We start from the raw sequence: 14,592 nt of genomic DNA on the forward strand, positions 1-14,592 counted from the left end.
CAACGTGTGCCACCATAGTCCGCTCGACGCGACTGAGAGTTTCTTTCCTGCTCGTTTCGATTGTCCGGCTATCCCACCACTTCGATCGGTTCTGTCATCAATTCCCGGACCTCGCGGGAGAAGTGATAGCTCTCGGCGTCGGCGGGGAAGGTTCTGGCTTCGACGTCGTGCCGGTATTCTTCCAGTGCCTTGCGCATGACTCCTGCTACGTCGGCGTACCGTCTGACAAACTTCGCTGGAGGCGAGAAGGTCATGGTCATCATGTCGTGGAGGACGAGGATCTGTCCGTCGCAGTCGGGGCCGGCGCCGATTCCGATGGTGGAGATGTGAAGCTCTTCGGTGATGATGCGGGCGAGCTCGCGGGGCACACCCTCGAGGACGATGGCGAAGCAGCCTGCCTCCTGGAGGGCGAGGGCGTCGGTGCGTAGTTCGTCGATCGCTTCCATGGTCTTGCCTTGTACTTTGTAGCCTCCCATGCGATGGACGCTCTGGGGAGTGAGTCCGATGTGTCCCATGACCGGGATCTCGGCGGCTGTGATTCGCCGGATGAGTTCGGTGCGTTCGCGGCCACCTTCGAGCTTGACTGCTTCGGCTCCGGATTCCTTGATGAAGCGGATCGCGTTGGCAAGTCCTTCGCGGTCGTCGGTGTGGTAGCTGCCGAAGGGCATGTCGGCAACCAGCAGGGCGCGTTTTACGGCCCGCCGCACTCCGCGGGTGTAGAGAAGCATCTCGTCCATGGTGACGGCGAGGGTGTTTTCGTGGCCCTGCATGACCATGGCGAGCGAGTCTCCCACAAGGACGATGTCGAGGCCAGCCTCGTCGACGAGCCTGGCGCTGGCGTAGTCATAGGCCGTGATGGCGCTGATCGGCCGGCGTAGAAGTTTCTTTTCGAGGAGGGAGGGGACGGTTACTTTGGCGGGGGAATCGGCCTGTCGCCCACCCTGGGCTCCGGCTCGTTCCGTAGAGAACGTGGTCAAACTCATTGCAAATCTCCAGTGCAGCTCCGCCGCGTGTCGTCCTTGGTGAGGATGACTTTGGCTGGATACCACCTGTCCCAGCAGGTACCTGGGTCCGGGTTAAAACTTACGCGTCTTGTGGTCCTAATGGCAAGGGGTTGAAGGTTCGCTGCCCTGTCCTCGCAAGGTACACCCCCCCATATTACCCGCGTGTAACCTTTTTATTATCATAAGCTTACGGGAGAGTATCTCTCGCAAATATGTCATTCTAAACGAGTTACCCGCAGATACCTAGAAACAAAGGGTTAGAGTGTTTTCGGCACTTGTGGGGCTTCAGACCATCTCACACAATCTGACTGTTTCAATTGTAACGGTTTAGATGAAACTAATGCGCACAGTGCAAGCCATTGATTGCAATGGGTTTGATGGCGACGGGGCCTTGACAGCTTTTTGGGATTGCAGTCGAAGAAGAAACAAGAGCACGCAAACGATAGATGCATCCCCTCAATTCAAGTACGATGCTGGGATGGCTTGGATTGATGCCCCCCAACCATCCCTTCGCGGGAATTGCCGAGAAAATAAAACGGGCCGACGAGAGAATCTTCAATCTCCAAAGTGAGATCGCGAACTTTTCAACAGCAGCAAATACCCAACTATTCCCGATCCAAATGCGAAGGAATGGCAAGAGGAGGTTGACTATCATCGCAATCTCACCATCCCGCTGCGTTTTAGCGTTCTGAGCGGAGAGATTGTCCACCACTTGCGATCCTGCCTTGATCACATCGTCTGGTATTTCTCCAGCATTGAGTATCGGAGGGATCACGAGACAGCGATTCAGTTCCCGGTGCTCCAAAGATCTCCGACGACGTAAAACGAACTGGGCGGGTATCAAAGAAAAATAAAGGGAATTACCAACGCCAATGTTTTGAAGCTCATTGAGGACGTCCAGCCATACCAAAGAGGAAGCGACGCGGTCGATGATCCTATTTGCATCGTCCATGACATGGACAGATTCGATAAGCACCGGGAACTGACGATTGCCATTAGCTGCGCCCGAATGGTCTTCTCTCCAGGTACGGGCGACGACGGTGTTCTCGCGCTCCGTAAGTACGGTAAGGGAGAGACGCTTTCCGATGCCGAACTGCGGCCGCAAACAAGGCAATCAAGAAGAATCTTGAGTCGCCCCGCAAATCGCGTTCGCCCAGTTCGGAAACAGGCAAACGCAGCCTGTCATCCCAGCGTTGGCGCAACTCATGCGTGCCGTTGCTGATGTCGTTGACTTGTTCGCATGTGAGGTCAAGGGATAATTACCGAGGGTTATTTCCCTTTGGCAAGTTAAGGGTCAGAATGACAGGCGAGAGGCAATGGCAAAGCAGATCCCTGCGGAATGACAAGCAAAAAGAGTGACGGCTATGGCTGGAAGAACAACTGTAGCGTTGAGATGGTGGGTAAAAAGGGGCGAAAGGTTTGGCGGGACAGGCTTCGTTGGGATCCTTCGCTGCGCTCAGGATGACAGCACGAGCAGGCAACGGCAAATGCAGCGGCAACGACAACGGCAAAAGCAACGGCAAATGCGGGGTTTCTCTACTGCGCGTACCACGATGAGACTGTGGTCCGTTTCGGTCGAAATGACGATGTTCTTGGGTGAGAGACAGCAGATCCCTGCGGGATGACGCTCAGGATGACGGCGAGAACGGACAACATTTCGGTTTGGAGCGAAGGCTAGGCGCGGCCGCGGGCGGAACCTGGGGGTGGGGGGTAGTTGGGCTTGAGCTTTACGGGTTCGACGATCTCGGGTTCGAGCGCGATGGGGCGGTGGGCGGCGACCATCTCGGCGATGGCGAACTTGAGCGGCTCGATGCCCTCGCCGGTGACGGCGGAGATGATGAAGAAGGGTAACTTGCGGCGTTTGGCCATTGCGGTGAGCTTTTTGAGCTTTTCCGGATTTGCCACGTCGGCTTTGGCGGCCACAAGGATGGTGGGCTTGGCGGCGAGCGCGGGATCGAAGCTCTTGAGCTCTTCGGTGATGACTTTGTAGTCTGCGACGGGGTCGGGACGGGAGGTGCCTTCGGCGGCGCCGGAGTCGGAGACGTCGACGAGGTGGACGATGACGCTGGTGCGCTCGATATGTTTGAGGAACTGGATGCCGAGACCAGCGCCGAGGTGTGCGCCTTCGATGAGGCCGGGGAGGTCGGCGACGGTGAAGGATTCGGTGTGGGGGAAGTCGCCGACCTGGACTACGCCGAGGTTTGGTTCGAGGGTGGTGAAGGCGTAGTTGGCGATCTTGGGTTTGGCTGCAGAGAGGCGCGAGATGAGGGTGGATTTGCCGACGTTGGGGTAGCCTACGAGGCCGGCGTCGGCGAGGAGGCGGAGTTCGAGGCGGTAGGTGCGTTCTTCGCCGGCGCGGCCGAGTTCGTGCTCGCGCGGGGCCTGGTGGGTGCTGGTGGCGAAGTGCTGGTTGCCGCGGCCGCCGCGACCTCCCTTGGCGATGACGATGGTCTCGTTTGGGCGGGCGAAGTCGTGGATGAGTTCGCCAGTGGCGTCGTCGTAGAGGAGCGTGCCTACGGGAACTTTGAGGGTGGTGCTATCGCCGGCTGAGCCGGAGCAGTTGGAGCCGAGGCCGTGGCCGCCGCGCTGCGCCTTGTGCTCGGGGTTGAAACGGAAATGGACGAGGGTGTTGTGGCTGAGGGAGGAGGACATGAGGACGTCGCCTCCGTGGCCGCCGTCGCCGCCCGAGGGGCCGCCCTTGGGGACGAACTTTTCTCGGCGGAAGGCCATGCAGCCGTTGCCGCCGTCGCCGGCCTTGATACGAATTCTTGCTTCATCAATAAACATTTCTATTAACAGTGTACAAGTTTGCGCGCCTGGAGCGGGTTGCGGCGATCGCGCGAGGCTCTGTGACGATGCGAGGGTGTCATGCGGGAGCGTGTAGAAGACATCATTTTTACTTCTCGTAATCCGACGTTAACGGTCTCATGCGACGCTGGGGAGACTCACAGAAAGCAAGCAAACTTTGGCTCGTAGCAGGCGCGGAACGACGTGCAGTCTGCAGGGCGAAACAAACTCAGGAGACCAGATGAAGATTTCGGGATGGATGATGCGCGGCGCGCTGGTTGCGCTGATTGCGACGTTTTGCGCGGCTACAGGACTAAGGAGCTACGGGCAGTCAGCAGTCGACGGCGCGATCGGCGGTACGGTCGAGGATGCGAGTGGTTCCGCGATTGGGAGCGCGATCGTAGTCGTCCATTCGAACGCGACGAATGCTGAACAGAACGTGAAGGTCGATGGCTCGGGTGTCTTCCGGGTGATCCATCTACAGCCTGCAACCTACACGGTTACAATTACGGCGCCCGGGTTCCGAAGCTATCGTTCCGGTGAGGTCCTCGTCGAGGTTGGACTGCTGACAGATATCTCGCCCAAGCTGCCTGTGGGTAACGTGAGCGACACGGTTGAGGTGACGAGCGAGGCCCCGGTGCTGAATACGACGTCGCCTGATTTTTCGGGAGTCATCAATCAAAAGATGCTGCTTGATCTTCCAGTGAACAACTATCGTTGGTCGGCTTATGCGCTGTTGACACCTGGAGTGGTTGCCGATTCGAGCGGGTTTGGGCTTTTGAGTTTCCGCGGCCAGAGCACCCTGCTGAATAATGTAACCATCGACGGAGCAGATGACAATCAGGCCTACTTTTCAGAGGAGCGTGGACGCACTCGCGCGGGCTACTCGACGGCCAAAGCTTCGATTCAGGAGTTTCAGGTTAATACTTCGAACTACACGGTCGAGTATGGCCGGGCTGCTGGCGGCGTTGTGAACTCGATCACGAAGTCGGGCGGCAATAAGTTCCACGGCGAGGCGTACTTTTACGATCGCGATGCGGAGTGGGGAGCGGCGAACGCGTTTACGACGAAGACCGTGCAGGTGGTTCCGAATGGACCCTTCAGTTCGGTGAACTTCAAGCCGACGGATCGTCGCAAGCAATGGGGCGGTGCGGTGGGCGGGCCGATCTTCCGGGACAAGCTGTTCTTCTTCTTTGCGGCTGACCGCTTTCAAAGAAACTTTCCTGCGGTCGCGGCCGCGAGCAATCCGACGAGCTTCTTTGCGACGCCTGATGCGGCGCTACCGGGCGGGAAGGTGTGCGGAGGGACAGGTGCGACGGCGCCAAGCACGATCGACGCGGCGGCGTGCACATTGCAAAACAATCTCAAGCTGGCCAGTTATGGTGCGGCCGCAACGGATTACACCAGCGGTCTAGCCAATCTGAATTCGCTGCTCGGCAGTGTGCCGCGTACGGGCGATCAGACGATCTTCTTTCCTAAAGTGGACTGGCAGATCAACGGAAAGAATCATGCTTCGTTTGAGGTGAACCGGTTGCGTTGGATCTCACCGGCAGGCATCCAGACGGGCGCTACGGTCTTCGATGGTTCGCATAGTTTTGGCAACGACTATGTACGCGATACGTTCGGCATTGCGAAGCTGGATACGTTGATTACGAACAACATCAGCAACGAGGTTCGTTATCAGTACGGGCGCGATTTTGAGTTCGAGTTCGCCCAGGATCCTGCGGCCTATGAGACTTCGAACCTGGTCGGCCCGACCCTGGGAGGCTATAGCAATCCGTTTGGCGGACTTCCGCCGAGTGTATCGATTACGAATGGCTTTACGTTTGGAACACAGACGTTTCTGCAGCGTGCTGCGCTGCCGGATGAGCGCCGGAATCAGGTCGCCGACACGGTGAACTGGATTCGCGGAAACCACAGCATTAAATTTGGCGGCGACTACATTCATACGAATGACCTGATCAACAATCTCTTTGCGCAGTATGGCGGATATAGTTACTCCACGTTGACGAACTACCTAACGGACTTGTATCTCTCACAGAATCCGAAGACAGTTGCCCAGGCGCATAACTACAGCTCGTATACGCAGGGGTTTGGTCGGCCCGGCCTCGATTTCAATACGGGGGATTATGCTTTCTTCGTGCAGGATGAGTGGAAGTTGAATCCGCGTCTGAGCCTGACCGGCGGCATTCGGTATGAGTATGAACAGTTGCCGTCGCCAGTCAGCAGCCTGATCGTTTCATCGATTCCGCAGACGGGGTCGCTGCCTAGCAATAAGAGCAACATTGGTCCGCGAGTTGGCTTTGCCTACGATGTGTTTGGAGGCGGCAAGACGATTCTGCGAGGCGGCTATGGAGAGTTCTTCGCTCGTGTCATCAACTCCTCGATCTATAACGCGCTGATCAACACAGGGTCGCTCAACGGCCAGCCGAGCTTCACGTACACGTCGACGAGCGCGGGCGCACCGGTGTTTCCGGAGGTCATTCCGACGCTGGTCAACACGGGAACTCCACCGAACTCCACGTTCTTCGACAAGAATTTCAAGCTGCCGGAGATCCACCAGGCAGACCTGACGGTGGAGCAGGACCTTGGCTGGAATACGGTCGTCAGCGTGACCTGGTTGGGATCGTTTGGGCGGCGTCTGCCGAGTTTTGTCGACTTGAACCTGCCTGCTCCGACCACCGTGACCTACACCGTGGTGGACACGTTCGGGAAAGGCCCACTGCGGAACGGTTCCACGTTCACGTCGAACTTTTTTGCAAAGAGCACGACGTCTTCCAAGGTGTGTCCGAGCCAGCGTCCGGATTGCAACTTCGGATCGAAGACGAACATCTTCAGCGGGGTCAACTCGAACTACCAGGGTCTGGTGGGTCAGATCTCACATCGTCTTACGCACAACCTGCAATTCAGCGCGAACTATACCTGGTCCCATGCGCTGGATTACGGGGAGAACAACCAGACTGGTACCTCTGCCAATGCGCTGGTGGATCCGACGAATCTTCGCGGGGAGTATGGAAACTCCAATCAGAATGTTCCGAACCGATTTGTCCTGACGGCGGTGGCGACGTCGCCGTGGCGCTTTACGGGTTGGAAGAGTTATCTGCTGAACGACTATGAGGTTTCGCCGAACTTCTCGGCGCAGAGCGGATTGCCCTATTCGGTGGCCACCAGCGGGACGCTGTCGACGGGTCTTATCAACGGCGCGCAGTTGAATGCGGTGGGGAGCGGTGTGAACGGATCGGGCGGAACCGGCACTGGCAACGGAAATTTCCGGCTGCCGGGGTTTGAGCGCAATGGTCTGCAACAGCCGAGCACGAATGTGCTGGATCTTCGGCTGTCGAAGCGGTTCAATGTTGCCGAACGTGTGAAGCTGGAACTGCTTGGAGAGAGCTTCAACATTCTGAACCGGCAGAACGTCACGTCGGTGAATACTACCGGATACTTCATCGGTACTACGACCAATGTGGCCAAACAGGTAACAGCGAACCTATTGACGTTCAACACGAGCAGCGCGAACTCCGCTTTACCGCTGTTCGGCTCCGTGACGAACTCGAACGCGAGCGGATTCTCTTACACACCCCGTCAGGTCCAGTTGTCGGTTCGGGCGCAGTTCTAAACCTGGTTATTTCGAGAGGGCGGCGGCTTCGGTCGCTGCTCTTTTGTGCTTAACACGGAAGTGGCCTTTCACAATTGCCGCGTCTGCGGCTAATCTCATAGTGTCCTGTTGTTTTTGGCGTGGTGCGGACCATTTGCGGCTGCGACGCTTTGCCTGGATAGCGAAAGGGCATGGCGAGCTTTCTTTTGAATCTTCCCGTGGTTGCGGCGTAGAGCGGTACAGAATCCGCGGAGAGTGCATGTCGTTCTGTCTGGGACGCGCGAAGGTGAGCGCGGGTGTGAGGAACGTTGTCCGGGCCTGCTTGCTGTGGTTTAGTGCCGCTGCTGCCATGGGGGGCTGCGCGTGGGGCCAGAGTTCGGTGGATGGGGCGGTCAGCGGTTTTGTAGTTGACGCGACGGGTGGTGCGCTGGTGGGCGCGGTGGTGCAGGTGCAGAATCTCGCGAACGGATTGACTGCTGTTGCGAAGACCGAAGGTAAAGGCGAGTTTGTTGTGTCTCATCTGCCTGCGGGAGAGTATCGGGTACTGGTGGACTATGAGCGGTTCGCGAATCTGACGCTGGAACCGGTGGTCGTGGAGGTTGGAGGCGTGACCACGGTGGAGGCGAGGCTCAAAGTGAGTGGGGTCGTGAGTTCGGTGAACGTGACCGCAGTGCCGGAGACGCCGGCTACGGTAAGCGTCGACGAGGTGGCGTCTGCGGCCACGGCCAGTGTCGTTACACCGGAGGAGATGGAGAGGACTCCGGTGAACGGGCGGCGATGGCAGACGTTCGCTTTATTGACGCCGACGGTCAACGCCGATCCGGAGGGGGACGCGCTGTTGAGCTTCCGCGGGGTGGCTTCGACGCAGAACAGCAGCCGGATTGATGGTGGAGACGACGACCAGAGCTTTGGCGCGGTGCCGCGAGGGACGGGCGGGGAGAGTGCAGGGGAGATCGAAGACGCCGCGGAGACGGGGTCTTCACGACGGGTGAGTGCGGGGAGCGTGGATGGAGGGGGTGGGTACAGCCGGCACGCAGGAGTTGCTTCCACGTTTTCTCAGGAGGCGGTGAGGGAGTTTCGTGTGAGCGGCCAGAACTACTCGGCGTTGTATGGGCATGCGGCGGGAGGAATCATTACGACGGTCTCGAAGAGCGGTGCGAATGCGCTGCATGGGACGGGTTTTTACCTGGTGCGGTCGAGCGCGTTTGGAGCTACGAATCCTTTTTCGATAGCGACGACCTACGTGAATGGTTTGAGCACGAGTACCGCGGTGAAGCCCTCCGATCTTCGGCAGCAGTTCGGCGGCAGCGTTGGCGGGGCGGCGGTGAGGGATAAACTTTTTTACTTTTATACGTACGATCAGCAGCTGCGGTCGTTTCCGGCTGTCTCGACACCCTATGATCCGAACTTCTATTTGCTGACACCAACGCAGAGTGCGCTGCTGGGCAATCGAGGCGTGACGGGGGCGAAGGTGAGTGCTGCGTTGACCTATCTCGACAGCCTGACGGGGACCGTGGCGCGGCGACAGGAACAGACGATCAACTTCGGCAAGATGGATTGGCAGGCAACGGAGCGCCATCGCGTGAGTTTGCAGTACAACCGGGCGCGGTCAAGTGCGCCGTCGGGGGTGCGGTCTGCGCCGGTGGTGGATCTTGGAGTCGCAAGCCTGGGGAGCAGCTATGTGAAGGTGGATTCGTTGCTGGGCCGATGGACCTGGAGGGTGTCGCCGAAACTGAGTCATGAGTTGCGTATTCAGTATGGTCGGGATCTTCAGTTTGAGACGGCGTCGAAGCCGCTGCCACAGGAGCCCGCGGTAGGGCCGGGTGGATTTGCTCCCGAGATAGCGATCGGTCCGGATGGATTTACGTTCGGGACGTCGACCTCGCTGGGGCGCACGGCCTATCCGGATGAGAACAAGGTTCAGCTTGCCGATCTGTGGACGCTGGTGCGTGGGCGTCATCAAATTCAGGCGGGGGTGGATGTCAGCTTTGTTCATGACGATATTTCGACTCTCAATAATTCGCAGGGAGCATTTCATTACGACAGCGGCGTGACGTCGGGTCATTCGGGTGGGCTGGTGGATTGGATCACCGACTACACCTTCAATGTGAACGCGTATCCGAACGGCGGCTGTCCGTCGATAACAGCGCCGATCCATGATTTCTGCTTTCGCTCGTTTACGCAGAGCTTCGGGCAAAAGACGGTGACCTTTAACACCCAGGAGTGGGCGGGATTTTTGCAGGATGACTGGAGGGTGAGGCGGGGGCTGACAATAAGTGCCGGATTGCGTTACGAATACGAACTCTCCCCGCTGCCGCAACAGCCAAATGCAACGCTCGATGCGGTGTTTGGGCAGAAGGGCGCGACGAGTGTGTTTCCGGAGGATCGCAATAACTTTGGACCGAGGGCGGCTGTGTCGTGGGAGCCGTTTGGGTCGGGCCGGGGGGTTGTTCGCATTGGGTACGGTCTGTTCTATGGCAGGCTGCCCGGCGCCAAATTGAGTAACGCGCTGTCAAACACGGCGCTGCCCTCTTCGACGACGAGCGTTCTGATCTTACCGACAACGGTTACAAATTGTCCGCAGGTTGCAAATCAGGGATTTGGGTATGCCTGCTCGTACGTGACGCCGCCGCCGGCGGCTGTGGGGAAGACGACGTCGGCGATGGTATTCGATCGGAGATTTCGGCTGCCAGCGGTGCAACAAGGCAGCTTTTCGATTGAGCGTGAGGTGGGTGCGGGGATGGTTGCGAGTGCGACGTATCTGCTGAATCTTGATCGTCAACTGCCGAACTCGGTGGATATCAATATCGCTCCGTCGGTTGCGACGAAGGAGTTTCAACTGCAGGGTGGCACCGGTGTTGTCGGCGTTCGAGATGGGGAGACGTTTGTTATTCCCTTTTATTCGCAGAGGCTGAACACGAACTTTGGGCCCGTGACTGACATCCTTTCGAATGCAAATGCGACTTATAACGCTCTGGTGCTGGAGGCTCGGCGACGCAGCCGGGGCGGGTTGGAGTTTCGAGCGAGCTGGACGTGGGCGAAGGCGATTGACTATGGCCAGAGTGGCGGGGCGACGCCGCGGACCAACGGTCAGTTCGATCCGTTCGACGTGCGGTATGACAAGGGGCTCTCTGCGCTGAATTATCCGCATAAGATCGTGGCAAGCGTGGTGTGGGAGCCGAAGTTTTCGATCGAACAGCATTGGCTGAGGAGCACGGTGAACGGCTGGGCGGTTGCTCCTATTTTTACGGAGACGAGCGGGAGACCTTACAGCCTGGATATCTTTGGCGGAACCAGGCTTGCTGGTGGACACGAGAGTATCAATGGGGCAGGCGGGGCGGTGTATCTACCGACGGTGGGAAGGAATACGCTGCGGCTGCCGGATACCGGGCGCGTCGACCTGCGTTTGAGCAAGGCTGTGCTGGCGAGTGAAGGTGTGAAGGTGCGGTGGGTTGCCGAGGCGTTCAACCTGACGAATCGGGTGAACTACTCGGCGATTATGCAGCGGGCCTACCTGGTGGGGACGGAGGTAAACGGGGTGACGCCGCTGGTGTTTCAGAATGCTGCGACGGTTGCGGCGGAGGGGCTGAACGTACGGCCGTTCGGGACGTTTACGGCGGCGTCGACGGGGCAGTCGCCGGAGCGGCAGGTGCAGTTGGGGGTTAGGGTCGAGTTTTAAGTTGTATCTTCAGTTCGGCCGGATATTTCTATCGGCGCGGACAGAAGACGCTATTGTTCGCGAAGTTTATTCCGGGGCTTGGGGCGATGGCGGCTCCGTTGGCTGGTTCGTTGAACATGCGGATTGGGCGGTTTCTCCGTCTGGATGCACTTGGAGCCCTGGCTTATTGTTCGGTGTGGCTGGGTATCGGGTATGCGTTCAGCGGATCTCTGCGGGAGATTACAGAGTCGCTTGGAAGAGCGAGCCATGCTGCACTTTTTCTGTTATTGCTACTTGGATTCAGTTATGCGCTGGCGTTGGTTGTTTTTACGATGCGTGCGCAGAGATACGAGGGGATCGACCGGATTACTGCGGACAATCTCTATGGGCGCCTCCAGGAACAGACGCCGGAAAAACTGATGATCATTGCTGATGTGCGCAGCCATGGGTACTACGATCCCGGGATGCAGCGGATTAAAAACTCGATTCGAGTGGAACCGCATCGGTTGAAGGAGGAGCTGATTGCGTTGCGCGAGTTTATGGTGCCGGAGTGCGAGGTCTACTTGTATTGCAGCTGCCTTCGCGATACTACCAGCGTCAGGGTGGCGCATATGTTGATGCAGGAAAACTGCCACACGAAGGTGATTACTGGCGGGATGAAGGCCTGGATTAAAGCAGGCGGTGAAGTGGAGCTGGTTCCTGAAACAGACCTGCAGCATCTGCCAAGATTCGACTAGTTCGACTGACGGCTCAGTGCTGTGAGAGCGAGAGCGTGTTTCCGTCGGGATCGGTGAACCATGCGACCTTTGCGGCGCCGCCGGGCGCGGTCCAGACGCCGTCGGGACTTTGCTCGAAGTGGGGATAGCGGGTGAATACGAGGCCTTTGGCGGTGAGGTCTGCTACTGATTGGTGGATGTCTTTGACCTCCCAGCCGAGGATGGTGAAGGGCGCGGGAGTAAAGTTGCCGACGCGAACGATTCGGATCATGGTGCCGTTGGCTTCCATGACGAGGGCGAATTTGTCGTCGTCGACGAAGCGCAGGCCGAGGAGGTCCTCGTAGAACGCGCGGGACTGGGCGGCGTCGCGGGTGGGGATGAAGGCGATGATGGGAGTTTGGCCTAGCATGGGGACCTCGCTGGATGGCTAGTTTATAGCGATTTTGGGTTGCCGTGGGCGAAAGATATGTCCTGCCGGACGGGCCCGCTACGCGCGGGGCGGTCACTTCGAGACTTGTCTACCCTGTAGTGGCGGGTGAAGACTACTGGTCCTCCCGTTGGGCGGAAGGGAGGTGCAGATCTAGTTGTGGTCGGTTTGTTGAAGGGGATTTGGGAGCCTCTGGTCTTCCTGCGGTTGGGCAGAGCCATCTGGACGAGAGGCGAAGCGCGTGGTGGGGAAGGCGTCGGGGTAGTTCTGCTGGATCCACTCGGTCATCTTTTCGCGGACGAGGCAGCGGAGGTCGAAGTTTTCACTGGAGTTGCGCGAGCTCATGAGGCAGCGGAGCTCCATGGAGCGGTCGGTGAGGTTGGTGACCTGGAGGCCGCAGACTTGCTTGTTCCAGAGCGGCGAAGGGTGGACGATGGATTCGAGTTGCTGGCGAAGGTCCTCTACTGGGATGGAATAGTCGACGTAGAGGAAGGCGGTGCCCATGATGTCGGAGGACTCGCGGGTCCAGTTCTGGAAGGAGTTTTCGATGAAGTAGCTCAGGGGCACGATGAGGCGGCGGAGGTCCCAGATGCGGATGACGACGTAGGCGGAGTTGATCTCTTCGACGCGGCCCCACTCGCCCTGGACTACGACGACGTCGTCGATGCGGAGGGGCTCGGTGACGGCGATCTGGAGGCCGGCGAAGAAGTTTGCGGCGGTGGATTTGGCGGCAGTGGCGAGGATGAGGGAGGCGATGCCGGCGGAGGCGAGCAGTCCGGAGCCGTAGTGCCAGATGCGCGGGTCGTTGAAGGTCCAGAGGAGGGCGCCGATGTCGATGATGACCACGAAGCTGATGAGCATTCGGCGGAAGAGCTGGAACTGGGTGTGGACGCGACGGGCCTGGATGTTGTTTTCGGCGTTGAGGTCGTAGCGCCGGAGCATGATGGACTGCAGGACGTAGATGCAGCCGACGGCGAACCAGCCGAGGGCGGCGACCATCGCCATGATGAGGCCCTGACGGATGGTGTCTTCGAGCTTGTCAGGCAGTCCGGGGATGATGGGGAGGATGATGAGGAGACAGGTGAGGAAGAAGATGGCGCGGGCTGGTTTGCCGAGATAACGCTGGAGTCCCCAGCCGAGAGTTTTGTTCTCTTCTTCTTTGCGGCGCAGTATGCGGAACAGGACGTAATGCACCACGTTTGCGAGCACAATGGCGGTGCAGAAGAGGAAGATAGCCAAGAACCAGGTGTGGCGAAAGTGAGGGAACGCAAGCGCGAGCGAATCTATGTGCGATGCAGTGAAGCTGGTCGGGCTATGAGTGAGTCGATTCAAGGTTGCCCGTCTCTCCTTCGTCGGTTAGATGTAACGAAGCTGAGAGCATTTTAATATCCGGCAACTCGGCTGCGTGTGACAGCACTATTTATGTTGAAGGTAGTCGAGACCGTCGAGGACCGCCTTCTCGAGGGCGATGCGCTGGTCGGAGTAGGAGTGGTCGGTGGCCATGTGGATTGCGGTGACCTCTTGGTTGCCGGCTTTGTGGAGGGCTTCAACGAAGGCGTCGTTGGAGGGTGCGAGGCCGTCGTCAGAGGTGATGACGAGGATGGGGCGGGTGGCGAGCTTGGGGGCGAGAGCGGGGATGTTCCATGCGGTTGCGTTGGCGACGACCTCTTTGGCGAGGCTTTCGGGCGTGCATCCGGCGAGCGGGGCCATGCCTTCTGCAGCGAGGTGTGAGGCGAGAGCGGCGACTGCGGCGTCTCTCTGATCGGGTTTGATGGATTGAACCCTGTCAACGCCCATATCGGCTGCGGAGATGAGGCCGACGGCTTTGATGGCGGGGTCTTGTGCGGCGACGTAGCGGGCTATGAAGCCACCCATACTGTGGCCGACGAGAACGATAGAGGACGGATCGGAGTGAAGCTTCTTTGCGTTGGCGGGGTCGCGCAGGTAGGCGATGGCGGATTGGGTGTCCTCGATGGAGTGGGTGAAGGAGAAGTCGCCGGGGGAGCCCCAGGAGCCGCGGTAGTCGAAGTAGACGACGTCCCAGCCGTCGCGGCGGATAGCCTGTGCGAGATCGAGATTTTTCTCGTTGCCGGGGAAGCCGTGAAGGAGAAGGACGACGGGATGTGGGGCCGGGCCGGGTGCGATGTAGGCGAGCGCGTTGAGGAGGGCGCCGTGGCTGGGGATCTGGAAGGTTTCGAAAGCGGCGGGGTTGGTCTTGTCGTGAACGGGGTCGCTGGTGATAGCGGTGGGGAGCTGCTGGGCATGGAGGCAGAGAGGAAGGATAGCGCAGAGAAGCGCGAAGACGGCAAGATGGCGATGAAGGCGCATAGGGTTGATTGTTGTTTGGGATTGGTGACTTGTAAAGGTGCAATTTACAAGGAATCACCCGGCAACGCCTAAAATAG

Annotated in this window: 9 protein-coding genes; 3 read left to right on the forward strand and 6 right to left on the reverse strand. The window is 58.7% G+C overall.

The annotated features are described in order from the left end of the window. Nucleotides 1–68: 68 nt before the first annotated feature. From panB to obgE, 3 genes are all read right to left on the reverse strand, one after another. Nucleotides 69–983: a 3-methyl-2-oxobutanoate hydroxymethyltransferase gene (gene panB, locus HDF12_RS01980; protein WP_179580819.1), complete on the reverse strand. Its 915-nt coding sequence runs from the start codon at nt 981–983 to the stop codon at nt 69–71. A gap of 358 nt (nt 984–1,341) precedes the next feature. Then, nucleotides 1,342–2,109, reverse strand: coding sequence for a hypothetical protein (locus HDF12_RS01985; RefSeq protein WP_179580821.1), 768 nt, complete (start codon nt 2,107–2,109; stop codon nt 1,342–1,344). 569 nt (nt 2,110–2,678) lie between these two features. Then, on the reverse strand, nt 2,679–3,791 hold the full coding sequence (obgE, locus tag HDF12_RS01990) for a GTPase ObgE (protein ID WP_179580823.1): 1,113 nt from the start codon (nt 3,789–3,791) through the stop codon (nt 2,679–2,681). A gap of 241 nt (nt 3,792–4,032) precedes the next feature. On the opposite strand from obgE, the gene HDF12_RS01995 reads away from it, so the two are divergent. From HDF12_RS01995 to HDF12_RS02005, 3 genes are all read left to right on the forward strand, one after another. Further along, on the forward strand, nt 4,033–7,407 hold the full coding sequence (locus HDF12_RS01995) for a TonB-dependent receptor (protein WP_257025309.1): 3,375 nt from the start codon (nt 4,033–4,035) through the stop codon (nt 7,405–7,407). Between the two features lie 238 nt (nt 7,408–7,645). After that, nucleotides 7,646–11,065, forward strand: coding sequence for a TonB-dependent receptor (locus tag HDF12_RS02000; protein ID WP_179580825.1), 3,420 nt, complete (start codon nt 7,646–7,648; stop codon nt 11,063–11,065). Nucleotides 11,066–11,118: 53 nt separating this feature from the next. Further along, nucleotides 11,119–11,781 (forward strand): rhodanese-like domain-containing protein, encoded by a 663-nt coding sequence (locus HDF12_RS02005; RefSeq protein WP_179580827.1) that lies wholly within the window; start codon nt 11,119–11,121, stop codon nt 11,779–11,781. Nucleotides 11,782–11,794: 13 nt separating this feature from the next. Here HDF12_RS02005 and HDF12_RS02010 read toward each other — a convergent pair whose 3' ends face one another. The 3 genes from HDF12_RS02010 to HDF12_RS02020 all read right to left on the reverse strand — a co-directional run bounded on the left by HDF12_RS02010 (nt 11,795) and on the right by HDF12_RS02020 (nt 14,515). Then, the gene (locus HDF12_RS02010; RefSeq protein WP_179580829.1) at nt 11,795–12,169 is read right to left on the reverse strand and encodes a VOC family protein; all 375 of its coding nucleotides are present in this window, start codon (nt 12,167–12,169) and stop codon (nt 11,795–11,797) included. Between the two features lie 171 nt (nt 12,170–12,340). Next, nucleotides 12,341–13,519: a mechanosensitive ion channel family protein gene (locus HDF12_RS02015; RefSeq protein WP_218892283.1), complete on the reverse strand. Its 1,179-nt coding sequence runs from the start codon at nt 13,517–13,519 to the stop codon at nt 12,341–12,343. Nucleotides 13,520–13,603: 84 nt separating this feature from the next. After that, complete coding sequence (locus tag HDF12_RS02020; RefSeq protein WP_179580831.1) at nt 13,604–14,515, reverse strand: alpha/beta hydrolase family protein; 912 nt, start codon at nt 14,513–14,515, stop codon at nt 13,604–13,606. Nucleotides 14,516–14,592 lie beyond the last annotated feature (77 nt).

The sequence above is a fragment of the Tunturiibacter gelidiferens genome (assembly GCF_013410115.1).
GTDB classification, from domain to species: Bacteria; Acidobacteriota; Terriglobia; order Terriglobales; family Acidobacteriaceae; genus Edaphobacter; species Edaphobacter gelidiferens.

Coding starts and splice junctions, on each gene's coding strand:
- HDF12_RS01995 (WP_257025309.1), top strand. CDS start 4,033: ATGAAGATTTCGGGATGGATGATGCGCGGCGCGCTGGTTGCGCTGATT.
- obgE (WP_179580823.1), bottom strand. CDS start 3,791: ATGTTTATTGATGAAGCAAGAATTCGTATCAAGGCCGGCGACGGCGGC.
- HDF12_RS02000 (WP_179580825.1), top strand. CDS start 7,646: ATGTCGTTCTGTCTGGGACGCGCGAAGGTGAGCGCGGGTGTGAGGAAC.
- panB (WP_179580819.1), bottom strand. CDS start 983: ATGAGTTTGACCACGTTCTCTACGGAACGAGCCGGAGCCCAGGGTGGG.
- HDF12_RS02010 (WP_179580829.1), bottom strand. CDS start 12,169: ATGCTAGGCCAAACTCCCATCATCGCCTTCATCCCCACCCGCGACGCC.
- HDF12_RS02020 (WP_179580831.1), bottom strand. CDS start 14,515: ATGCGCCTTCATCGCCATCTTGCCGTCTTCGCGCTTCTCTGCGCTATC.